Genomic DNA, 22156 nt, shown 5'->3' with positions numbered 1-22156 from the left:
GTTACTTTAATAGGCTTGCCGCAATGGTACGGAAACCTAAAGCCGTTGCGCCCGTTGGCCATAACGCATTGGCACTACCGTGATAGGCCCCAGCAATATCAAAATGCAACCAACCGGCACCCTCATTCGGTGCAAAGCGTAACAAGAACCCCGCTGCATTGCTAGCCCCGCCCGAACCACCACCTTTTTGCGGGCGACTGTTGGCGGTGTCAGCAAATGCCGAAGGACAATTATCTTTGTGCCAGTTGTTTAGCGGCAGACGCCACAATAATTCGCGTTGCTCATGAGCAATGTTCAAGGTTTTTTGGGCGAGCTCATCATCAACACTAAATAGCGCATTGTAGTCAGTACCCACTGCAACTTGCGCAGCGCCAGTAAGCGTTGCCGCATCAATAATTAACTTGGCGTTCACTTCACCGGCATAAATCAAACCGTCAGCCAATACCAAACGGCCTTCGGCGTCGGTATTCACAATTTCAACGGTTTGCCCGTTTTTGTAGGTAATAATGTCACCCAGTTTATAGGCGCTACCGTCAATTAGGTTTTCGGCACAGCACAACACGAGTTGCACGCGTTTATTGAGGCCCTGATGTATTGCATGTACCAGTGCTCCGGCAACAGTCGCAGCACCACCCATGTCACACTTCATGGCCAGCATCCCTTCACTTGACTTGATGCTATAGCCACCGCTATCAAAGGTAATTCCTTTGCCGATTAACACCGCATCAATAGCGGCATTGGCGTCTTGACCTGGGTTGTAATCAACCACCAACATAACCGGCGGTTTTTTACTTGCACGGCCCACAGTATGAATACCCATACGACCGTGCTTAACCAGCTCATCGCCGACAATTTGCGTCACTGTGATGGCATTCGGTGCCACAGCAGTTAGCTTATCAGTCACTTTTTGCGCCAGTGACTCTGGGTAAATTTCATTGGGGGGTAAGTTAATGAGTTCACGCACCCAAGCTGCGGTGTCACGCATCTGGGTTAGTTTGTCGGCATCGTCAGCCCATTGAATGGTATTTTTGGTGAGCGTGTCAGTAAAGCCATTAGAAAAAGCCCATTGGCGCTCTAAGTCCCAACCTTCGCCCGCTAGCTGCACCGATTTAATACCCATGGTGTCTAATTGTCGCCCGGCCTTTTGTACTTTGCGCAGATTATCGGCCTCGTTCGTGCCTAAGTAAATTGTCGCCCCTTGCTCGCTCATAATTGCGGCTGAGCTAGCTTTCCAAGCGGCCTGCTCAGCAGGTTGATTAGCAATAAATACAGATACAGTGCTAGACATGCGAATACGCTCCCAGTATGTTTTCGGCTTGATGTGACTATCCTATCCGAGCTATGTGGGGCTTACAATGAAGTTTCTCAACCCTTTGCGCCCAGCGGTGCTAATAAAACGCTACAAACGCTTTTTAGCCGATGTGCAATTACCAAATGGCGACGTTATCACCATTCATTGCCCAAACACCGGCGCAATGACCGGCTGCGCACGGCCCGGTATGAAGGTATGGATAAGCGACTCGGGTAACCCAAAACGTAAGTACCGTTATACCTGGGAGCTCGCAGAAACAACTGAAGGCGATATGATTTGTGTCAATACCCAACGCGCCAACCAAATTGCTGGCGAGCTACTGCAACAAGGTATGTTAGAACCCTTTACAGAACTTACGGCCGAACAAAAATATGGCTATGATAACCGCCGCATTGATTGGCAAGGTATCGACGCTAACGGCAACTTAACCTTTATTGAAGTAAAAAGCGTCACTTTAGCTGTACAACAACAAGGGTATTTTCCCGATACCGTTAGCGAACGAGCGCGCCAGCATTTAGCAAGCCTGCAAACCATGGCGAGCGAGGGCCACCGCGCCATGGTGTTATATGTTGTTTTACACTCTGCCATTCGCCAAGTTAGCGCTGCAGAACATATTGACGCTAAATACGCCGAAGCGTGCATAATGGCCAAACAAGCAGGGGTTGAATTTAATGCCATTCAATGCCAGATATCGGCCGAGGAAATAAAACCAAGCGCCATGATTTGCGTCAAATAAAATTGCGCAGCTGTTGGCTTTCTGGTATATGTACCGACCTTTTTAATAACAACGTCTCATATAGGAGATCCATAATGCCTCAAGGAACGCCGAAAAAAGCCCATGGCATTCTGGCACAAGCTGGCTTGGAGCCTTACGAGCTGGGTCCAGACGAAGAATATATGAATGAGGCGCAACGTGCGCATTTTCGTAAAATATTAGAAGTATGGCGTGCGCAATTGCGCGAAGAAGTTGACCGTACCGTACACCATATGAAAGATGAAGCAGCGAACTTCCCAGATCCGGTAGACCGCGCTGCGCAAGAAGAAGAATTCAGCTTAGAGTTACGTACCCGTGACCGCGAGCGTAAATTGATTAAGAAAATCGAAAAAACGCTACAGAAAATTGAAGCCGATGATTTTGGTTTTTGTGATCAATGCGGCATTGAAATCGGTATTCGCCGCTTAGAAGCACGCCCAACAGCTGACCTTTGCGTCGACTGTAAAACGTTAGCTGAAATTAAAGAGAAGCAAATGACTGGCGCCTAATATGGGAGCCTCGTCTGATTATTGCGGACGTTTTGCCCCGACCCCGTCGGGGCCTCTTCATTTTGGTTCATTGATTGCCGCACTTGCGAGTTACTTAGATGCCCGAGCAAACAATGGGCGATGGCTTGTGCGTATTGAAGATGTTGACCAACCTCGTGCCGTGGCCGGCGCCGATCAAATTATCTTAGAACAACTTAAGCAACATGAACTGCATTGGGACGGTGACATTGTCTACCAAAGCCAGCGCACCGACGCGTACCAACGCGCGCTGGAGCAGTTAACTGCACAACACCTAACCTATCGTTGTGAGTGTAGCCGCAAGCAAATAAAAGCGCGCGGTCCCTACTACACTGGCGTTTGCCGTGAAAAGCAATTAGCTATTGAAAATACCGCCATTCGCTTTAGAAACGACCACCCAGTGCTTAGTTTTGTCGATGATTTGCAAGGTGAGGTCGCTATTGATCCTGCGTTTGCGGCTGAAGATTTTGTGTTATTTCGCCGTGATGGGCTGTTCACCTACCAGTTGGCGGTGGTGGTTGATGATATTGAGCAAGGCATTACCGATATTGTCAGAGGTGAGGACTTACTTACCGCGACCAGCTGGCAAATAAACCTGTGGCAAATTTTCGCCAAGCGCGTACCGCACTTCAAACACGTTCCGCTTGCGCTTGATCCGCGCGGCCGCAAACTAAGTAAACAGAATCATGCACCGGCACTTCGCGATGATCAGGTTATTGAACAACTAGCTGCCGCCATGCGCTTTTTACACCTGCAACCGAAGCTAACAGCCAATGCCGCTGAATTACTAAGCGATGCTGTTATGCAATGGCGCACGCGTGACTTCCCCAAAACCGTTCAGCAGGATACAATATAACCGTTTTAAACATTCTCGGAGAACCCGTTATTATCAAACGCATTAAAGCCTTGGCAAAGCGTGCTATAAAGCGCAGACCAAACGCAAAAAACTTGCCGCAAAATATACTTGCCAAGCCTCGGATCATACCTCGCGATCAACACAATATTTCGCGCAAAGATATTTCCGAACCCGCTCTTAAGGTGCTGTATCGGTTACATAACGCCGGCTATGAGGCCTATTTGGTAGGCGGCTGTGTGCGTGACTTGTTACTTGGTTTGCACCCAAAAGACTTCGACGTCACCACCAATGCCACGCCTGAGCAGGTACGTAAGCTATTCCGCAATTGCCGTTTAGTCGGTCGCCGCTTTCGCTTGGCGCATGTGGTATTTGGGCGAGAAATTATTGAAGTTGCAACATTTCGGGGACATCACGAAAGCCACGATGATGAAGATACGGCCGACAAGGTTGCCAAGCAAAATGCCGAAGGCATGCTGGTTCGAGACAATGTTTATGGCACCATTGACGAAGATGCCCAACGCCGTGACTTCACAGTAAATGCCCTTTACTACAACATTGCTGACTTCAGTATTGTCGATTTTGCTGACGGTGTGCGTGATTGTGAAGCTGGTGTATTACGTATGATTGGCGATGCCGAGACACGTTACCGTGAAGATCCAGTGCGTATGCTTCGCGCTGTTCGTTTTGCCACCAAGCTCAATATGCGTCTAGACGACAGTGTCGCTAAACCGATTCGGGAGCTTGCCCCGTTACTGCAAAATATTCCGCCGGCGCGCTTGTTTGAAGAAGTTCTCAAGCTATTTACTGCGGGCAAAGGCTTAGCTAACTTTGAAATGTTAGCCGATTACCATTTGTTTCAGCAGTTATTCCCGTTGCTAAAAGTTTATTTGAAGTCACCGACAGAAGCCCCCTATCAATTAATACATCAAACTTTTGCCGATACCGATGCACGGGTTCGCAACGATCAACGTATTACACCTGCGTATTTGTTTGCCGCCCTGTTATGGTGGCCGCTGCAAGCTCGCATGGAGCAATTGAGTGTGGAAAGCGGCCTGCCTCCGGTAGATGCACTGAATATTGCCGCAGCGGACGTGATTGGTCGCCAAGTGCAAACCATTGCGATACCGAAGCGCTTTAGTATTCCTGCCCGCGAAATTTGGCAACTGCAACAGCGTATGGAGCGAGCAAAAGGCAAACGCGTACAGTCATTATTAACGCACCCTAAATTCAGGGCGGCCTACGACTTTTTATTACTGCGTGCCAAAACAGCCACGCCGCTTGAGCAAAAAGTACTGCAACAGCGAGCTGATTTCTGGACCAAACTTCAGCAAACGACGGACATGTCATCACTGCCTGCACATGTTGCGGACAAAGAGCATGCGCCAAAACGTCGTGGTCGACGTGGTGGTAAACGCCGTCGCAGTAACAAGTCCAAGCCAGGCGGAAATACCAACTAATGGCATTGGTGTATATTGCCCTCGGCGCCAATTTAGGGAATCCGCAGCAAACACTGCGCGACGCGCTGCATACCTTAGCGGCACTGCCCCAGCTTACGCATCTGCGTGCTAGCTCCCTTTATGCAAGCTCACCCATGGGTCCGGTTGAACAACCTGATTACGTGAATGCCGTCGCTTGCGCTGAGACGCAGTTGTCGCCCTTGGAATTGTTAGACCTGTTGCAGTCTATTGAGCAGCAGTTTGGTCGGCAACGGCTTGTGCACTGGGGCCCGCGTACACTTGATTTGGACATTTTGTTATATGATCAAGCTGTGATCAATGAAGCACGTCTAACCATTCCACACCCCGGCCTTGGCGAACGTGATTTTGTGATTGTGCCATTGTGCGAATTAAGCCCTAACCTACAATTACCTGATGGTCGTGATATTGCTAGCCTTTACCAAGCAATGACGCATCATGACCTGCAAAAAATTACCTGATACAATCAAAAGCTATCGGTTGTTGTTATGGTTCAAAGAAAGGAGTTCGCAATGGCGGGCATGACTATTTCAAAACTGAGCAAAATGAAAGCCTCGGGCGATAAAATTGTCTCAGTAACTGCGTATGATGCTTCCTTTGCAAAGTTGTTTGCGCAGTGCGGTATCGACTTCATGCTCGTCGGCGACTCGTTGGGTAACGTTGTGCAGGGGCAATCCAGTACCTTGCCCGTTACGGTAGAACAAATTGCCTACCACACCGAGGCGGTGCGACGTGGCGCGCCTGACGCATTTGTTATGGCCGATATGCCATTTATGTCGTATGCGACACCGGAGCAAGCCTGTGTTGAGGCGGCTAAATTAATGCGCGCAGGCGCAAACATGGTTAAGCTTGAAGGGGGCGATTGGTTGTTAGACACCATTCGCACCCTGGTCGACCGAAGCGTGCCCGTGTGTGCGCATTTAGGTTTGCTACCGCAATCGGTCAATGTGCTGGGTGGTTACAAAATTCAAGGGCGTGAACAAAGTGCTGCAGAGAATACCGTACGCCAAGCACTCGCCTTGCAACAAGCTGGGGCACAAATGCTCGTGCTTGAGTGCGTGCCAACTAGCCTTGGGCAGTTGATTAGTCAGAAACTGGATATTCCGGTCATAGGCATTGGCGCTGGGGCGCAAACCGATGGGCAAATTCTGGTCATGCACGACATGTTTGGCTTAAACAGCGACTACTTACCAAAATTCGTGAAGAACTTTTTAGCCGACGCTGACGACTTACAAAGTGCTGTGGAACTTTATATTCGCCAAGTAAAAGATGGTAGTTTTCCTGGTCCAGAACACACGTTTGAATAGCGAAGTATCAGCATGCAACAACTGACTAGTTTAGAAGAGCTTCGCGCATGGCGAGCGCAATTAACCGGCACCGTCGCTTTGGTACCAACCATGGGCAACCTGCATGAAGGGCACCTAAAGTTGGTTGATAGAGCTAAGCAGCTAGCCGACCATGTGGTTGTTAGTATATTTGTGAACCCAATGCAGTTTGGCGCCAATGAAGACTTAGCAAGTTACCCACGCACCTTTGATGCCGATTGTATTGCGCTGGCCGAGCGCGGTGCTCACGCAGTATTTGCGCCGTCCGTCGCCGATGTCTATCCACGAGGGCTAGAGCAGCAAACTTACATTGAAGTGCCGGGTATTTCAGAAATTTTGTGTGGCGCTAGCCGGCCCGGGCATTTTCGCGGGGTTGCAACCATTGTTGCAAAGTTATTCAATATGGTTCAACCACAGGTTGCCGTATTTGGTGAAAAAGACTTTCAACAGTTACAAGTTATTCGTTTAATGACGCGAGATTTGAGCTTGCCGGTCGATGTAATTGGCATGCCAACCGAGCGTGCCAGCGATGGCCTTGCACTAAGTTCACGCAACGGTTATTTAAGCCAAGAACACAGAACTGCTGCGCCGATTTTGTATCGTTCGTTGCAACGTATTGCCGATGACATAAAAGCCGAAGAAAAGCCTGAAACTGCGTTGCAAAATGCCGCATCCGTTATTGAAAAAGCGGGATTTACCATTGATTATCTTGAGTTGCGCCGCCGTGAAGACCTAGCGCCAGCAACCGCATCAGACCGAGAACTCGTGGTGTTGGTTGCCGCGTTTATTGGCACAACGCGGCTTATTGATAACTTGCAGTTTGAGCGTTAACGGCCGTTTAACTCGCGCACCAACCCTAGCTCTCGCAACTCCGTATATAACGCACCGCGCAAGCTCATCGCTTGGGCGGCAATTTCGCGCTGCTCCTGCAATACTTCTTCAAGCATGTCACGCGTAGTTAATGGGTTCGCTAGTACCACACGAAAAACCACGGTTGGCTCGCGAAAATATTGCGCCGGCGTTAACTTAGTACGCGACACAAACGAGCGGCCGGTTTCGCGTTGACGCTTTTGAATAAACCGCGTTAGCGCATTTAAATGTGGCGTAATGCGGCGTACTTGCTCAGCGTTTGCTTGTTGCAGCAATGGCTTTACCTTGGCCGGTACAAACCGATAAGTCAGCAAACATAACTCCGGTTCGGTAATTAATTCGAAGTCGTCTTGTGCTTCTATCAAGCGTGCAAATTCGCGGGCTTTTTCAATACTTTGATCAATTAATAGTTCATAACCACGGCGGCCCATCACATGCATAGCTGAATACACCAGCATTGCCATGCCCGGGCGTGAGCCTTCCATGGTGTGCGCACCTAAGTCTTTCGAGCCATGTCGAATGATATATTCCGCATGATGCTCAATTGCACGCACCATACTAGGGTCACGGAACAGAACAATTCCGGCGCCCATAGGCACGTACATTTGTTTATGGGCATCAATAGTCACGCTATCTGCCCGCTCAATGCCATGCAATAAGTGGCGGAAACGCTTAGACAGCAACGTTGCGCCGCCCCAAGCCGCATCGACATGAAAATGCGCGCCAATTTCTTCGGCCACGTCAGCCATTTCATCGAGCGGATCAATATGGCCGGTTTCGGTTGTACCGCCCACCCCAACCAATGCCAGTACTTTGCCACCCTCTGCAGCAACTTTTGCACAAGCTTCGCGCAATGCGTCAATGCGAATTCGGTTGTGGTCATCGGTTGGCACAGCAATTAGGTTACGTCGCCCTATGCCGAGTACATCGGCAGCTTTGCTTAATGAATAATGCCCTCGCTCAGAGACCATAACCGTTAAGCGTTTGTAACCATAATGGGCCAGCCCTGCTGCAAGACCTTCGGCAGCAATGCCTGCAAAGCCGTTATCAGGCTTTAGTAGTAAGTTTCGTGCTACCCATAACGCTGTAATATTGGCAACCGTACCGCCTGAACACATGGCTCCAAGCGAGTGCTGCGCGCTATGCATCCAACGCTGATAAAACGCTGCATCTTGCTGATATACCAAGTGATGCAACATACCGAGCACATTGCGCTCGAGTGGGGTAAAGGCTTTTGAGGTCTCAATTTTTACCAAGTTTTGGTTCAAACCCACCATGAGCTTTGCCAATGGCAACAAAAAATAAGGTAGTGCAGAGGTCATGTGGCCAATAAAGCGAGGCGATGAGGTATGAACCGAATGGGCCACTAAGTTATTGAGCAGAAACTCGGTATGATCAGAGACGTAACGTGGCTCTTCTGGAATTTCGCTCACATTAAAATTTTGCTCAATTTCGTGCAGCGGTTTTTCGCGCGCGACAATATGCTCACCCAAAAAACCCATGAGGTTTTCAGATAAGTGTTTTTCAATTTTACCTAAAGTTGAGTCCGGCGCTTCCGGAATAGTGAAAATCTTCAGTAGCGCTTCTTGGCTAACTTCAGCAAAAGTTGTGTCGCTCAAGCAAATATCCTTGTGATGCTTTGTCTAAAAATATGGCTTATTCTGCCTCGATCGCGGAAAAATAGCGACCATCTTCCGGCAAATCGGCTCGCAACTCCCATAACTGTTGGCCACTGCGCTGATACTTCCGTTCAAATGGGGTCATTGGCTCGTGGCGTGCTAACAGTGGAGAAATGGTTGCGCTACAGTTTACTAAGGCCAAGCTACTGGCCACTTCTGTTAGATAAATTGCCCAGTTTGAACGCATCACCAACTGACCGCCCAACCCCAGAACATAAGGCCACACTGGGCTGCCATGCCAGCGACGGCCAAGGTGTGCAGCTTTAGGCCACGGATTCGGGTAAAGAATATAATGTTGCTGTAGCTGCCAGTGTGCTTCAACCGCTAATCGCCAAAAGTCATGAAGGTCGGCGCGGACCAAAATATAGCGCTGGCCAGCTTCAGCTTTTTCATATTGGGCATGGCGTGCTAAGCGATGTGCAGATTTGTCGACACCTATCACTAAAGCATCAGGATTCTGCTCAGCGATCCACGCTGTACTCTCACCAACCCCGCAACAAGAGTCCAAAATAATTGGGCCCTGCCAGTCAGCGACCAGCTTTTGCGCCTGCTCAAACGCTTCGCGATTGTGCGCCTGAATGGGCTTACGAAATGGTGAGCGCAAATGGCGCATCACCACAGTAGTTAAATCATCATGATTACCGTGTTGGTTGGTCGTTACCGGTCTAGATTCATGATTCACGAGCGAATACCTGCGCCGCGTTTAAGGAGTGTATAAGCCAAAGTAAATAGCACCAGGTTGAAACCAATAATAACGGCTAACGCAACGCCCACATTGACATCGGACACGCCCAAAAAGCCATAACGAAATGCGTTGACCATATAAAGAACAGGATTGGCTTGGGCCACTTGCTCCCAAATACCTGGTAGCAATTGAATACTAAAAAACACCCCGCCCAAATAAGTCAGTGGCGTTAATACAAAGGTTGGCACAATAGAAATGTCATCAAAGGTCTTTGCATGTATGGCATTAATTAAGCCACCAAGCGAAAACAACGTAGACGTTAAAATAACGGTGAGCACCAAGATACCGGCATGATGAATACTGACGTTTTCAACAAACAAAAACGATACACAGGTGACAATAACCGCGACAATCATCGCACGCGCTAAACCACCGCCAACATAACCACCGATAATAACCGCTGGTGATACTGGCGCCACCAGCATTTCTTCAATGTTGCGCTGAAATTTGGCACTAAAAAACGATGACGCGACATTCGAATACGAATTGGTAATAATCGACATCATAATCAGGCCCGGCACAATAAATTCCATATAAGGCCGACCGCCCATGTCACCAATTCGCTCGCCAACAATGCTACCAAAAATTACGAAATATAACGTCATAGTGATAGCTGGTGGCACTAAGGTTTGCACCCAAATACGCAAAAAGCGTGTGCACTCTTTAATCCAAATGGTTTTTAGCGCAATAAAGCTAATGGATGACATCGTATTAAGCCTCTGCTGCGGTTGGTTTGCGGCCTTTCTCGACCAAATTCACGAATAACTCTTCTAAACGGTTGGCTTTATTGCGCATGGACAATACCGTTAAATGTTGCGCGCTTAGTTGTTCAAACACGCGGTTTAAGCCTTGGCTTTTTTCCACATCAACTTCAATGGTGTGGTCATCTAATGCACGCCACTTGAAGCCTTCCAGCGTTAGTTCTGCCGTACTCGACTGCCCTTCATTCACGGCCAAGTCAAAGACAAAAGTTTCCATATTCAACGTCGCTAACAGTCGTTTTATCGACGTGTTCTCGATAATGGTACCTTGGTCAATAATGGCAATATTGCGGCATAGCGTTTCGGCTTCTTCCAAATAATGCGTGGTCAAAATAATGGTAATACCTTGTTTGTTAATGGTTTCAAGGTAATCCCACATGCTGCGGCGCAGTTCAATATCAACACCGGCGGTTGGTTCATCTAAAATCAGTAATTTCGGCTCGTGTAGCAGTGCGCGAGCAATCATCAGACGGCGCTTCATACCACCCGACAGCATACGTGCAGGACTATCACGCTTGTCCCACAGGCTTAACTGCTTGAGGTATTTTTCCGCACGTTGCTTGGCTAGTTCACGTGGCACGCCGTAATAGCCAGCTTGGTTAACAACAATTTGTTGCACCGTTTCAAATTGATTGAAGTTGAACTCTTGCGGCACCAAACCAATTTGGCGTTTCAAGTCGACCAATTGGGTATCTAAATCATAGCCAAACACATTGACCGTGCCTGAGCTCTTATTCACCAATGACGAAATAATACCGATGGTGGTTGATTTACCAGCGCCATTTGGCCCCAACAGGGCAAAAAAGTCGCCTTCTTCAACATCCAAATCAATACCTTTAAGCGCTTCATGTCCGCCCTTATAGGTTTTCTTTAAGCCACGAATAGACAATGCTTTCATGATTTATTGTTTCTCCTCGCCGTAACCCCAGCGTGGTTGTAATGTTTGGTCTAAATCGAGATGGTCAAGAATTCGTGCAACAACGAAATCAACCAAATCGTCTATGGACTGTGGTTTATGATAGAAGCCAGGCGCTGCTGGCATAATCGTCACACCTAACTGCGCCAATTTGTGCATGTTTTCTAAATGAATCGCCGAAAATGGCATTTCGCGTGGCACCAGAATTAACTGTCCACGCTCTTTGATCACGACGTCTGCTGCGCGCTCAATCAAGTTATCGCTGGCACCATGAGCGATAGCTGACAAGGTGCCAGTAGAGCACGGGCACACAATCATTTTTTTCGGCGCTGCAGAGCCTGACGCGACCGGTGAAAACCATTCTTCTTTGCCGTAAACCTGCAATTGCGACTCACTGACACCAAAGTGTTCACGCAGCATATCTGCCATGGCTTTCGGTGCAGCAGGCAATTGCCAATCAAGCTCTGTGGCAAACACCACACGTGCGGCACTCGACAGTAACAAATGCACATGCTGATGTTGCGCCAGCAAGCATTCAAGTAACCGCACCGCATAAGGCGCGCCAGAAGCACCGGTAATCGCCAATGTGATGTGACTCGGCTGCGTCATGTTATGTCCTCTGTCTGGGTCTGCTAAGAATGACTGTTAGTCTGTGTACTGGCGACGTAATACGTCAATTAAGCGATTATGGATGTTGCCAAATCCGCCATTGCTCATAATCACAACCTGATCACCGGGTTGTAATTTTTGGCTTAACAGCACTAACAGCTCATCGACCGACGCCCCCACATGAGCGCGCGGTACCTTATCCGTAACTCGCCATTGTACCGCGTCTGGCTGCAGCATAAAAATCTCATTTGCCTCAGACAATGCGGTGTCTAGCACATCAGCCATAGTACCAAGTTTCATGGTATTGGAACGCGGTTCTAGCACTGCCACAATACGTGCTTTGGGTTGCTTAGCGCGCATCCCTTTTAGCGTGGTTGTTATTGCTGTCGGATGATGCGCAAAGTCATCATAAATGGCGATATCGGCAATATTGGCGCGCAACTCTAAACGGCGCTTGGTGTTTTGGTACGACAACAGCGCCTCGCAGCTAACATCAACAGGAACGCCAACATGATGCGCTGCCGCAATAGCCATTAAGCCGTTCGCCACATTATGATCACCAATAAGATCCCAACGTACTTGCCCCTGCAGTTCACCATGGTAAAGCACATCGAATACACTGCCGTCTTGTTTAACCAAGCGGGTTGACCATTCACCCTGTGGCCCAGTTTTCACGGTTTCGCTCCAGCAGCCCTGCTCAATAACCTGCTCAAGCGCAGCCTCTTGCTGAGGATAAAAAATACGCCCATAACCCGGCACTACCCGCACCAAATGATGAAACTGACGTTGTATGGCTGCTAAATCGGCAAAAATATCGGCATGATCAAACTCAAGATTGTTCAGCACTAACGTGCTTGGGCAGTAATGAACAAACTTAGAGCGCTTATCAAAAAATGCCGTGTCGTATTCATCGGCCTCAATGACAAAAAAGTCACTCTCACCCAAGCGTGCCGACTGTTGAAAATTCGCCAGTACACCACCGACTAAGAATCCTGGTTTCAACCCGGCAAATTCAAGTAACCAAGTGAGCATGCTCGATGTCGTTGTTTTGCCATGGGTTCCTGCTACTGCAAGAACCCACTTATGCTGCAACAGCTCGTCATGCAGCCACTGCGCGCCTGATGTATATGGAATGCGTTGATTAAGTACCGCTTCAACCGCTGAATTCCCACGACTTAAAGCATTACCAATAATCACCAGGTCGGGGCGCGGCGAGAGCTGCTCGGCATCGTAACCCTCTATCAGTTCAATACCTATGGCTCGTAGTTGGTCGCTCATTGGCGGATAAACCTGGGCGTCACTACCTGTAACGTGGTGTCCAAGCCCCTTCGCCAAAGCGGCGATGCCCCCCATAAATGTTCCACAAATACCAAGAATATGAATGTGCATGGTTTTACTCACATTATTGCAATGTGCATCAGTGTATCACGCAGCTTTCATTGCGCGACAATCTGAGCAGGCAATTTGCTTAAATTTGCGGTAAACTTAGCCGCGTTTAAAACTCGTATTCGACCACTAGCAAATTTCACGAGGGTTCCATGCAACGCTTAATTCCGACCTTACGCAACGATCAGGTCGACGAAGCTCTGATTTCCGTTATCAATTCACTGCAAATTTGCGCCAAGGAAATTTCATTCCGCGTTGGGCAAGGTGAGCTAGCGGGCGTTCTCGGTTCGACTTTGTCTGAAAACATTCAAGGCGAAACCCAGAAGAAACTCGATATTTTATCCAATCAATTGATCAAAGAAATTTTGCTTGAGTGCCAACACGTGCGAGCTGTCGCTTCGGAAGAAGAAGAGGGCATTGTACTGGGTCACGATAATGGAAAATATCTCGTTGCTTTTGATCCGCTAGATGGTAGTTCAAACATTGATATTAACAGCATGGTCGGCACAATCTTCTCGATACTGCCAGTTCCTGAGAACAATTCAGGCGATGTCGATATGTTTTTGCAGCCCGGCCGTAATCAAGTCGCTGCCGGCTATATTCTTTATGGCCCGTCCATCATGCTAGCTTTCACGACTGGCAATGGCTTGCGAATGTTCACACTTGACCAAACGGTTGGTGAGTTCTTACTCACCAAAAAAGACTTGCAGATAGAAGCTGAGACCTCCGAATTTGCCATTAACATGTCAAACTTCCGGCACTGGCAAGAGGGCATGCAACTCTATGTAGATGACTTGCTTGCCGGAACTAGTGGCCCTCGAGCGAAAAACTTCAATATGCGTTGGGTTGCAGCAATGGTAGCCGATGTACACCGTATTTTGTGCCGTGGTGGTTTATTTGCATATCCGTGGGATGCCCGCTCAGCAAATAAACCGTATAAATTACGCTTAATGTATGAAGGTAACCCCATGGCATGGCTGGTTGAACAAGCCGGCGGCTTGGCCCATAGCGGCGAAGAACGCATATTAGATATTCAGCCAACTGATATTCATCAGCGCGTCGGCATTATACTTGGCGCCAAGCATGAAGTAGAAACCTGCTTGCGCTATCTAGAGGGTTCGCAATCGGGCGACAAGACCGTATAATACGCGCCAATATATTTAACTTAGTCTTTAACAGGAATACACATGAGCTTAAGTCACGTTAGCGCAGGTAAAAACCTGCCAGAAGAAGTCAACGTTATCATTGAAATTCCAGCGAACGCTGACCCAATTAAATACGAAGTCGACAAAGACACTGGCACCTTGTGGGTTGACCGTTTTATGTCAACGCCAATGTTTTATCCATGCAACTATGGTTTTGTGAACGAAACGCTTTCGTTAGATGGCGACCCAGTTGACGTATTGGTACCAACACCGTACCCATTGCAAGCAGGTTCAGTCATCAAATGTCGCCCTGTCGGCGTATTGAAAATGACTGATGAGTCTGGTGAAGACGCCAAAGTTATCGCGGTTCCAGTAAGTAAGTTGACCAAAGAATATGATCATATTCAAAACGTAGAAGACCTGCCAGAACTGCTTAAAGCACAAATCACGCATTTCTTTGAGCGCTATAAAGAGCTTGAAAAAGGCAAATGGGTCAAAGTTGAAGGTTGGGGTGACATCGAAGCGGCAAAAGAAGAAATCATGTCGTCATTCGAGCGCGCCAAACAGAAATAAGTGCGATGACTGGCACCTGTATTGAACTCAAAAATCTTGAGTTTCAGTGGCCAGGTGCCACACGTCCCCTGCTGAGCATTCCGCAGTTTAATGTTCAACAAGGGGAGCGTGTATTGCTCCGTGGTGCCAGCGGCTCAGGTAAATCCACTTTACTTAGCCTCATTGCTGGCATCCATGCTCCTGCAAAAAACCAGTTACATGTGCTCGAGCACGACATGGGGAAACTGTCACAACGTCAACGTGACAAACTACGAGCCAACGAAATTGGTTATATTTTTCAGCAGTTTAATCTACTTCCATACCTTACTGCGGTAGCGAACGTGTCGCTCGCTGCAAAGTTTTCACCCGCGCGACGCCGCAGAGTCAATGAAATATCACCTCATCACAGCGAACACGCTAAAGAACTACTTTTACAACTTGGGTTAGACAAAGGCGATCTATCTCGGCCAGCTCATCAACTCAGTGTCGGGCAACAACAACGTGTTGCCGCTGCGCGTGCTTTGTTTGGCTCTCCGGCTTTGATTATTGCCGATGAACCTACCTCTGCTTTGGATGCGGATCATCGAGATAATTTTATCCAAGTACTATTCAATGCTTGCCAGCAACACAACACGACGCTGCTGTTTGTGACTCACGACGGCAGTTTGGCGCACCATTTTGAGCGCAGTATTGAATTAAACGAAATCAACCAAGCAACGCTGGGGCACATATGATTCGTTTAGCTCTAGCAAGCCTGTTAAATCGTAAAGCGAGTGCTTGGCTTACCATTCTTGCGATTGCTGTAAGTACACTGCTATTACTAGGGGTAGAACGAGTTCGGCACCAAACCCAAGAGAATTTTGCCAATACCATTTCGGGTACAGACCTCATTGTTGGTGCACGCACTGGGAATACCCAGTTATTGCTCAGTAGTGTGTTCCACATTGGTGCGCTCAGCAACACACTCTCTTGGCAAAGTTACCAGCATTTGCAGGGGCTTCGAGGCGTCGCGTGGCACATACCAATTGCATTAGGTGATAGCTTCGGCGAATTCCCCGTTGTTGCGACTTCCACCGACTTTTTTGAGTACTTCCGCTATGCCGACAGACAGGCTTTAATATTTGCGCAAGGTGATAGCTTTGACGATGCTCAAACTGCCGTATTAGGTGCGGAAGTTGCGAAACGACGACAGCTGAAACTTGGAGATAAGTTCACTATTTCACATGGTAGTGGTGGTATTAGCTTTAGTGATCATGATGCGCATCCATTTAAAGTAAGCGGTATTTTAGAGCGTACAGGTACCCCCGTCGATCAAGCGGTTTACATACCTTTATCGGGGCTAGGCCAAGTGCACGGCGAGTCAGTTCGTGACACGACTCACGAAAATGAGCACGCCCATGATCACGAACATACACATGAACACAGCCATGAGCCGCCGGTTTATACCTTTAGCGCGGTGTTACTTGGTCTAAGCAGCCGACCATTGGCTTTACGTATGCAGCGCGACATTAACACCTACCAGGGTGAACCTCTAACAGCAATTATGCCCGGCATGGCGCTGACCGAACTATGGCGAACATTGAACCTGTTTGAAAAGGCCTTGCTTGCCGTATCGACCTTAGTTGTTGCGACCGGTTTGCTTGGTATGTTAACTGCTTTGCTATCTAGCTTAAGGGAACGACGCCGCGAAATGGCTGTCTTAAGAGCTGTTGGTGCTGGGCCAGTCACGATATTTGGCCTACTCGTCAGTGAAGCGCTTATTTTAGCCATGGTTGGCGTTGGCATAGGAATAGGTATGCTCTACCTTATCATCGGCGTTGGCGGAGACGCCCTACTGGCGAATACCGGAATTTTGCTGCGAGCAACACCATTGACGACCACCGAATGGTCATTTCTGGCTGCCATTATTCTAGCAGCATTAATTTTAAGTTTTATTCCAGCATGGCGGGCTTACCGCAATGCTTTAGCAGATGGGTTAACAATACGCGTATGAGTAAATGGTTTAATGCACTTGTTTGGGCTGTCAGTGCCATGTTGGTTACCATGCCACTTCAAGCAGACGAATATGTAGAAACACAATGGAAAGAACTGGTTCCGGAAGGTTACAAGCCACCGCCGGTTCGTAGCCAAGCTTTCTATGACGCTAACCCGGAGTTAGCCAACCAGCCAGAACTCGACGCCCCTATGGTTGAAGCACTCGACGGCAAAAAGATCAAAATTCCAGGCTATGTTGTGCAACTTGAAGGCGATGCGGATAAAGTCACACAATTTCTCCTAGTACCTTACTATGGCGCTTGTGTGCATGTGCCACCGCCACCCCCCAACCAAATTGTGTTGGTCGACTTTCCTGAAGGCGTAAAATACGAGGATACCTTTGATGCTGTATGGGTTGAGGGCGTGATAAACGTCGAACGCGTGGAAGGTGACGTAGCTGTGGTCGGCTATCGACTGACAGCCGCCACAGTTAAATCATTTTACTAAAGAACTTAAGCTTTGCTTAGAAATGGATTTCTAAGCCTAAGTATGGCCCCTTGAATTGTAAGTCAGAATATATTCCATCAAGGTCATCAAGTTCAATTTTTACATCGCGATAACCGAGCTGTAAATTCAAATCTATCGCTAGGTTTTCAATCATACGGTACTCAATACCAGCTTCCACATCACGAATGCTACTGTCATCAACAGTAATAGCATTGGCCAAACCGTACACGGTTAAATCGGTAGCCGGAATACCCACACGAACCTGCGCATATCCCGTTGGAATCCAACCATCACTTCGCAGACGGTTTTCGCTTTGAGCGTCGCGCACGGCTAGCAAACCGTCAACTTTCTTTGCCGTAAGACCCAGATCAACAGTCAATAAGTCGTTGTCGAATATTTCGTAGTACAGCGTAAAATCAGTGTGACTTAGGTCAACGGTACTCCCCAGAGCCGTGCCCGCAGCATAACCTTGCCCGTTATAGGTAAAGTCTTGTGTTAAAGTCACTAAGCCTTGGCTGCTTAATTCATTTTCACGAATTTTGATGTTTGGCAAAATAGGAATGGGATGCTCAAGCGCCACATAAAAGCTCTGCTGCTTTTCATCATCAAAGCTGAATTCTTGGCTACCATTGCCCGAACCGAAGCTACCTGAATTTGAAGTATCCCAAATTTGGCCTCCAGCATAAACGCCTAAAATAGTATCTGCTTGTGCAGTACCAGCAAATAATAACGTTGGAGTGATAATCGCTACGGCAATTTTCTTCATGAATATAATTCCTAACGAATGGGTTTAACTTCTGCTGTGAAGGTTCTCTGGTAACCATCGCTGAATTTAAGCGTAAATTCAACTTGCTCACCCTCTCTAAACGGTTTTTTTACACCAAATAGCATCAAATGATAGCCACCAGGCTGAAATACTAAGGTTTCACTGGGCGCTATCGCTAGTTCCGGTACTCTCTTCATACGCATCATACCATCACGCAGAATATGCTGATGAACTTCCGTAGCGCGCGCCGAATTCGTGGACGCACCAATAAGCGTAATTTTATTGGTACCGACATTTGTGATCGTGAAGTAGCCAGCACCATTCTCGGTTCCAGGTATCGACTCTTTTACCCAAGCTGCAGACACTTCAATCTCCGCAGCTACAGCGCTAGAAGCATAAACACCATACGAGTATGTAAAAACTGCCATTAATAAAATAACAATGGTACGCACTTTAATCCCCTCAAAGAAATCTCGTTAAGCTGAGTTTGTGCGTTCAGTCTACACGGTTTTTGGGCGATCTCGCACTAACAAATAAATGATTACCCCAACTAAAATATAAGGCCACAACCAACCGAATAGTGCAAAAACGAGCACCCCTAAACTAACAAGAACCGCAGCCCCCACACTTAACCCAATCGCCATGGCAACAAAGAAGCCGACCGCCGCAATTGCCAGAATAAGTAACCCGGTGAATCCGACACTAAATATTAAGCCTAGCACCGCGCCAATAATTGCAAATACTTCATCAGCAAAAAACACGACGGCAATTAGGCCAGCAACAATCCACATCCAGTTTCGATTTGATTTCATGATATATCTCCCAGTAACACACGCTTGGTTTGTTCAACTTATAGGTTCGATGTCTAGTAGATATGCAAAAGTCATGCCTAATCGTTTGTGGTTGATTTATAAGTACTTTATAAAACAAAACCCCCATAACGGATATCCGTGATGGGGGTTTTAATGACTTTTTAGTCAAAATGACAGGTCTTTCAATTAAAATGAATACGTTAATTCAGCGTAGTAATAACCACCGTTGAAACCGAATGGCGCGTTCGTATTTGGATAAATAAAGATGCCGTTAAATTGGTTCGATGGATCTTGTTTATCCGGATATTCGTCAAATAGGTTTTGCACGCCGGCATTTACTTTCAAGCTGTCCGAAACTTGATATCCAGCTGAAATATCAGTTATCCACTTGCCGCCAAATTCGGTTTGCAGCCCAGCATTGTTCTCAAGTACATAGTCGCCGAAATAATTGAACGCGATACGGCTCGTTAATCGATCTAGCTTGTGCGTAAAGGAAATGTTCCCACTATGGCGTGGCACCGAACGGGTCATCCGTGTACGTTCCACACTATCGAATAATTTGGCTTCTAAATCACCAATGATGGTTGGCAAATTTACACCATCGATTTCAGTTTCGTTATAGCCATAAGCAAGCTGAGCTGTAAGATCACCAGCGCCGACCGCAAAATCTTTAGTTAATACGACATCTAAACCTTTAGTTGTCGTATCAACGGCATTGATGAAAAACCGTGCATTATCTGCACCGGCCGCTGCCAGTGCATCAGCAACAGCTTGTGAATCACTTGGGACCAATGAGCTTGATAAAATTACACGATCATCAATTTTGATTTGAAACGCATCGACCGTTAATGACAGACCATCATTGCCACTCCAGACGAAGCCCAAGCTTAAATTTTGTGATTCTTCCGGCTGCAATGCACCTAATTGCAGCTCACGGGCGACGGTACTTACGTTATTAAATGTTCCTGATTGTTCAGGCACTAACTCGCCGTTTCGGTTCACAAACAAAGTTGAAATGTTGGTGAAGTAAATTTGCTGCACGCTTGGCGCACGGAAGCCGGTATTGGCGGTTGCACGAATCGCAAAATTATCAGTCACATCATAACGGCCTGATAATTTCCAGCTCGTGTTGTCACCAAAATCTGAATAATCTTCATAACGCAACGCAGCCCCCCATTGGAATTGCGACGTCAATCGATTTTCTAGTTCAACATAAACGCCAACGTTATCGCGTGAGTCGTCGACTTCTGACTCAGGCTTAAACCCTGTAAAACCTTGGCTACCTGCAGGACGACCATCGTAACCACCATCTTCATAAGAAGCTGGATCTCCTGCCTCTATTTGGTAAGAGTTTTCACGATAGCTAATACCAAAGGCAACCGCGAGATCTGAGTTATTAACGAACGGAATGAATCTCGAAACATCAATATTTGCATTGAGTTCATCTGTCGTTAGCGTACCGGCATTAAAGCTTGTCGGCGTGCTCGGTCCAAAAGATGCGTTAAGTGAGTTTTCTAACCGGTATTGAAACTCGCTTTGTCCAAAACTGGCACTCGCATCGACATCCCAATTACCTAAAATAAATTTGTAGCCACCTAACAAACTTGCATCCGAAGTCTCAGGGCTCAATAGCGGTAAAAAGCCATCTGGATAAACTTCAATAACATTTCGATTGTCTAAGGCGCGACGATAAAATGCTCCAGACTGTGAAGTCCGATCGCTCATGCCACCAAAAGCATAGAGCTCACCATTCTGGCCTACTGGTAGGTTTGCGTTAAAAAATACCGCTTTATTCTCAAACGACGCATCACCAACGTGGTGATTTAATCTATTAAAGGTCGCCTCACGTGGGTCAGGCGCACCGTTAACCAACGGATATTGTTGGCGCGGATCTAACCCTGCGCGATTTGTTTTGTTCTTATGATGGTATTCGGCCGACAACGTGAAACTTCCACCATCGCCTAAACCAAAACCGATATTGCCATGAACTTTGTATTGCTCACCATCACCTTCAAACGTTTGTCCAGCATTTGCCGTGATTGAGCCGCCTTCACTTTGGTCTTTTAAGACGATATTAATTACACCAGCAATTGCATCGGATCCATATAGTGCCGCGGCACCATCACGCAATACTTCAATGCGCTTAATCGAGGAAACGGGAATGGCATTTAAATCCGCATTAGAACTACCGCGGCCGGTCGTACCATTCAGATGTACTAAGGCACTACTGTGACGACGTTTACCATTAATGAGCACTAGCGTATGGTCAGGCGAAAGGCCACGTAAAGAGGCCGGGCGTACGGCGTCTGAACCATCAGTGATTGAAGAACGTGGAAAATTAAAGCTTGGCACAGCGTACTGTAATGCCTGTGCTGTTTCAGTAAACCCACCGGCAGTAAGTTCGTCTTCGGTAATAATATCAACCGGTGCCGTACCGTCCGTTGCAGTTCGCAACGATAGACGAGAGCCGATGACGTTAATCGTTTCATCCACCGACGCTGTGTTGGTTTCCTGCGCTACAGCTTGGTTAGATATTAATGAAAAACTTGGTATTACAACTGTCGCTAAAGCTAAACTTAAAGTTGAACGCTTCATGGCACACCTCTTATTCGTTCTGGATTGTATAAGTCATAGTACTTGGCTTAGGCCCATTTTATATACACGAATTAGTTATAGCTTAGATCAAAAGGCGAAGAGCGAATAGCGAATAGCGAAGAGCGAAGAGCGAAGAGCGAAGAGCGAAGAGCGAAGAGCAAAGGCGATATTAGATATTAGATATTAGATATTAGATATTGGATATTAGCGAGCAGCGCAGCGGACGAACAACGATTAACGAGTAACGAATCTCGCTTCAGAAACGAAAAAACCCCGAGCGTTAGCTCGGGGTCTCGTCGTAATTAAAGCCTGGCGGTGTCCTACTCTCACATGGGAACTCCCACACTACCATCGGCGCTGAAGCGTTTCACTGCTGAGTTCGGAATGGATCAGGTGGTTCCACTTCGCTATGGCCGCCAGGCATAAACTGTTAAACAATATGAAGGCTGATTGTATTCTGTATAAGGTAATGATGACCACTCTACATGATTGGAGCATCGCTCCCCGGCGTGTAACGCCGGGCTACGTCTGACGTAGCATCCATTTTAATAAAAGCTCGAACTTGTGTCTGGCTTACAGCCCTAAACACT

General features: G+C 47.5%; 23 protein-coding genes and 1 rRNA gene. 12 read left to right on the top strand and 12 right to left on the bottom strand.

Annotation, left to right across the window (positions count from 1 at the left end; all coding sequences use genetic code 11):
• Position 1 precedes the first annotated feature (1 nt).
• Complete coding sequence (pepB, locus tag BM334_RS07210; protein ID WP_092840124.1) at positions 2–1288, bottom strand: aminopeptidase PepB; 1287 nt, start codon at positions 1286–1288, stop codon at positions 2–4.
• A 67-nt stretch (positions 1289–1355) separates the two neighbouring features.
• Here pepB and sfsA point away from each other — a divergent pair, with 67 nt between their 5' ends.
• From sfsA to panC, 7 genes are all read left to right on the top strand, one after another.
• The gene (gene sfsA / locus BM334_RS07205; protein ID WP_092840121.1) at positions 1356–2048 is read left to right on the top strand and encodes a DNA/RNA nuclease SfsA; all 693 of its coding nucleotides are present in this window, start codon (positions 1356–1358) and stop codon (positions 2046–2048) included.
• Positions 2049–2122: 74 nt separating this feature from the next.
• Positions 2123–2575 (top strand): RNA polymerase-binding protein DksA, encoded by a 453-nt coding sequence (gene dksA, locus BM334_RS07200; protein ID WP_055439665.1) that lies wholly within the window; start codon positions 2123–2125, stop codon positions 2573–2575.
• A gap of 1 nt (position 2576) precedes the next feature.
• Positions 2577–3449, top strand: a complete 873-nt coding sequence (gene gluQRS, locus BM334_RS07195) for a tRNA glutamyl-Q(34) synthetase GluQRS (RefSeq protein WP_092840118.1) — start codon at positions 2577–2579, stop codon at positions 3447–3449.
• 92 nt (positions 3450–3541) lie between these two features.
• A complete protein-coding gene (pcnB, locus tag BM334_RS07190; RefSeq protein WP_241970944.1) occupies positions 3542–4906 on the top strand; it encodes a polynucleotide adenylyltransferase PcnB in 1365 nt (454 codons plus the stop codon).
• Positions 4906–5385: a 2-amino-4-hydroxy-6-hydroxymethyldihydropteridine diphosphokinase gene (folK, locus tag BM334_RS07185; protein ID WP_092840117.1), complete on the top strand. Its 480-nt coding sequence runs from the start codon at positions 4906–4908 to the stop codon at positions 5383–5385. The genes pcnB and folK overlap by 1 nt, the downstream gene beginning before the upstream one ends.
• A gap of 51 nt (positions 5386–5436) precedes the next feature.
• A complete protein-coding gene (gene panB / locus BM334_RS07180) occupies positions 5437–6231 on the top strand; it encodes a 3-methyl-2-oxobutanoate hydroxymethyltransferase (RefSeq protein WP_092840114.1) in 795 nt (264 codons plus the stop codon).
• Between the two features lie 12 nt (positions 6232–6243).
• Positions 6244–7080, top strand: coding sequence for a pantoate--beta-alanine ligase (gene panC, locus BM334_RS07175; RefSeq protein WP_092840110.1), 837 nt, complete (start codon positions 6244–6246; stop codon positions 7078–7080).
• Here panC and panP read toward each other — a convergent pair.
• The 6 genes from panP to mpl are packed head-to-tail and all read right to left on the bottom strand — an operon-like array spanning position 7077 to position 13218.
• Positions 7077–8738 carry a pyridoxal-dependent aspartate 1-decarboxylase PanP gene (gene panP / locus BM334_RS07170; protein ID WP_092840107.1) on the bottom strand — a complete coding sequence of 554 codons (1662 nt, stop codon included), beginning with the start codon at positions 8736–8738 and terminating at the stop codon, positions 7077–7079. The genes panC and panP overlap by 4 nt on opposite strands.
• A 37-nt stretch (positions 8739–8775) precedes the next feature.
• Positions 8776–9480, bottom strand: coding sequence for a tRNA (guanine(46)-N(7))-methyltransferase TrmB (trmB, locus tag BM334_RS07165; protein WP_241970943.1), 705 nt, complete (start codon positions 9478–9480; stop codon positions 8776–8778).
• The gene (locus tag BM334_RS07160) at positions 9477–10250 is read right to left on the bottom strand and encodes an ABC transporter permease (RefSeq protein WP_092840103.1); all 774 of its coding nucleotides are present in this window, start codon (positions 10248–10250) and stop codon (positions 9477–9479) included. The genes trmB and BM334_RS07160 overlap by 4 nt, the downstream gene beginning before the upstream one ends.
• Positions 10251–10254: 4 nt before the next feature.
• Positions 10255–11202, bottom strand: coding sequence for an ABC transporter ATP-binding protein (locus BM334_RS07155; protein ID WP_092840100.1), 948 nt, complete (start codon positions 11200–11202; stop codon positions 10255–10257).
• 3 nt (positions 11203–11205) lie between these two features.
• Positions 11206–11829: a flavin prenyltransferase UbiX gene (locus tag BM334_RS07150; RefSeq protein ID WP_092840097.1), complete on the bottom strand. Its 624-nt coding sequence runs from the start codon at positions 11827–11829 to the stop codon at positions 11206–11208.
• A 36-nt stretch (positions 11830–11865) separates the two neighbouring features.
• Positions 11866–13218, bottom strand: a complete 1353-nt coding sequence (mpl, locus tag BM334_RS07145) for a UDP-N-acetylmuramate:L-alanyl-gamma-D-glutamyl-meso-diaminopimelate ligase (RefSeq protein WP_092840603.1) — start codon at positions 13216–13218, stop codon at positions 11866–11868.
• A 149-nt stretch (positions 13219–13367) separates the two neighbouring features.
• Between mpl and BM334_RS07140 the strand changes: the two genes are divergently transcribed.
• The 5 genes from BM334_RS07140 to BM334_RS07120 are packed head-to-tail and all read left to right on the top strand — an operon-like array spanning position 13368 to position 17393.
• Positions 13368–14360 (top strand): class 1 fructose-bisphosphatase, encoded by a 993-nt coding sequence (locus BM334_RS07140; RefSeq protein ID WP_092840093.1) that lies wholly within the window; start codon positions 13368–13370, stop codon positions 14358–14360.
• 42 nt (positions 14361–14402) lie between these two features.
• A complete protein-coding gene (ppa, locus tag BM334_RS07135) occupies positions 14403–14933 on the top strand; it encodes an inorganic diphosphatase (RefSeq protein WP_092840090.1) in 531 nt (176 codons plus the stop codon).
• A gap of 5 nt (positions 14934–14938) precedes the next feature.
• Positions 14939–15646 (top strand): ABC transporter ATP-binding protein, encoded by a 708-nt coding sequence (locus BM334_RS07130; protein ID WP_092840087.1) that lies wholly within the window; start codon positions 14939–14941, stop codon positions 15644–15646.
• Complete coding sequence (locus BM334_RS07125; protein WP_092840084.1) at positions 15643–16905, top strand: ABC transporter permease; 1263 nt, start codon at positions 15643–15645, stop codon at positions 16903–16905. The genes BM334_RS07130 and BM334_RS07125 overlap by 4 nt, the downstream gene beginning before the upstream one ends.
• On the top strand, positions 16902–17393 hold the full coding sequence (locus BM334_RS07120) for a DUF3299 domain-containing protein (protein WP_092840081.1): 492 nt from the start codon (positions 16902–16904) through the stop codon (positions 17391–17393). Before BM334_RS07125 ends, BM334_RS07120 begins: the two co-directional genes overlap by 4 nt.
• 16 nt (positions 17394–17409) lie before the next feature.
• Here the strand turns inward: BM334_RS07120 and BM334_RS07115 are convergent, their stop codons facing one another.
• From BM334_RS07115 to rrf, 5 genes are all read right to left on the bottom strand, one after another.
• On the bottom strand, positions 17410–18159 hold the full coding sequence (locus BM334_RS07115) for a TIGR04219 family outer membrane beta-barrel protein (RefSeq protein ID WP_092840078.1): 750 nt from the start codon (positions 18157–18159) through the stop codon (positions 17410–17412).
• Positions 18160–18170: 11 nt separating this feature from the next.
• Entirely contained in the window at positions 18171–18611 is a 441-nt protein-coding gene (locus BM334_RS07110) for a copper chaperone PCu(A)C (RefSeq protein WP_092840076.1), read from the bottom strand.
• Positions 18612–18659: 48 nt separating this feature from the next.
• Positions 18660–18971: a hypothetical protein gene (locus BM334_RS07105; protein WP_126801844.1), complete on the bottom strand. Its 312-nt coding sequence runs from the start codon at positions 18969–18971 to the stop codon at positions 18660–18662.
• A 186-nt stretch (positions 18972–19157) separates the two neighbouring features.
• Entirely contained in the window at positions 19158–21566 is a 2409-nt protein-coding gene (locus BM334_RS07100) for a TonB-dependent receptor plug domain-containing protein (RefSeq protein WP_092840070.1), read from the bottom strand.
• Positions 21567–21873: 307 nt separating this feature from the next.
• Positions 21874–21987 (bottom strand): 5S ribosomal RNA (gene rrf / locus BM334_RS07095).
• Positions 21988–22156: the final 169 nt, after the last annotated feature.

The organism is Pseudidiomarina donghaiensis, from assembly GCF_900116895.1.
GTDB lineage: Bacteria > Pseudomonadota > Gammaproteobacteria > Enterobacterales > Alteromonadaceae > Pseudidiomarina > Pseudidiomarina donghaiensis.
The sequence above is the reverse complement of the archived record's forward strand: the minus strand, read 5'-3'. Positions and strand labels throughout refer to the sequence as shown.

What these genes read in the sequence shown, in the direction of transcription:
- gluQRS (WP_092840118.1), top strand. Translation starts at nt 2,577, where the DNA reads ATGGGAGCCTCGTCTGATTATTGCGGACGTTTTGCCCCGACCCCGTCG.
- BM334_RS07115 (WP_092840078.1), bottom strand. Translation starts at nt 18,159, where the DNA reads ATGAAGAAAATTGCCGTAGCGATTATCACTCCAACGTTATTATTTGCT.
- BM334_RS07155 (WP_092840100.1), bottom strand. Translation starts at nt 11,202, where the DNA reads ATGAAAGCATTGTCTATTCGTGGCTTAAAGAAAACCTATAAGGGCGGA.
- dksA (WP_055439665.1), top strand. Translation starts at nt 2,123, where the DNA reads ATGCCTCAAGGAACGCCGAAAAAAGCCCATGGCATTCTGGCACAAGCT.
- folK (WP_092840117.1), top strand. Translation starts at nt 4,906, where the DNA reads ATGGCATTGGTGTATATTGCCCTCGGCGCCAATTTAGGGAATCCGCAG.
- panB (WP_092840114.1), top strand. Translation starts at nt 5,437, where the DNA reads ATGGCGGGCATGACTATTTCAAAACTGAGCAAAATGAAAGCCTCGGGC.
- ppa (WP_092840090.1), top strand. Translation starts at nt 14,403, where the DNA reads ATGAGCTTAAGTCACGTTAGCGCAGGTAAAAACCTGCCAGAAGAAGTC.
- BM334_RS07130 (WP_092840087.1), top strand. Translation starts at nt 14,939, where the DNA reads ATGACTGGCACCTGTATTGAACTCAAAAATCTTGAGTTTCAGTGGCCA.
- mpl (WP_092840603.1), bottom strand. Translation starts at nt 13,218, where the DNA reads ATGCACATTCATATTCTTGGTATTTGTGGAACATTTATGGGGGGCATC.
- BM334_RS07140 (WP_092840093.1), top strand. Translation starts at nt 13,368, where the DNA reads ATGCAACGCTTAATTCCGACCTTACGCAACGATCAGGTCGACGAAGCT.
- BM334_RS07150 (WP_092840097.1), bottom strand. Translation starts at nt 11,829, where the DNA reads ATGACGCAGCCGAGTCACATCACATTGGCGATTACCGGTGCTTCTGGC.
- sfsA (WP_092840121.1), top strand. Translation starts at nt 1,356, where the DNA reads ATGAAGTTTCTCAACCCTTTGCGCCCAGCGGTGCTAATAAAACGCTAC.
- pepB (WP_092840124.1), bottom strand. Translation starts at nt 1,288, where the DNA reads ATGTCTAGCACTGTATCTGTATTTATTGCTAATCAACCTGCTGAGCAG.
- BM334_RS07105 (WP_126801844.1), bottom strand. Translation starts at nt 18,971, where the DNA reads ATGAAATCAAATCGAAACTGGATGTGGATTGTTGCTGGCCTAATTGCC.
- BM334_RS07160 (WP_092840103.1), bottom strand. Translation starts at nt 10,250, where the DNA reads ATGTCATCCATTAGCTTTATTGCGCTAAAAACCATTTGGATTAAAGAG.
- BM334_RS07125 (WP_092840084.1), top strand. Translation starts at nt 15,643, where the DNA reads ATGATTCGTTTAGCTCTAGCAAGCCTGTTAAATCGTAAAGCGAGTGCT.
- BM334_RS07120 (WP_092840081.1), top strand. Translation starts at nt 16,902, where the DNA reads ATGAGTAAATGGTTTAATGCACTTGTTTGGGCTGTCAGTGCCATGTTG.
- panC (WP_092840110.1), top strand. Translation starts at nt 6,244, where the DNA reads ATGCAACAACTGACTAGTTTAGAAGAGCTTCGCGCATGGCGAGCGCAA.
- BM334_RS07100 (WP_092840070.1), bottom strand. Translation starts at nt 21,566, where the DNA reads ATGAAGCGTTCAACTTTAAGTTTAGCTTTAGCGACAGTTGTAATACCA.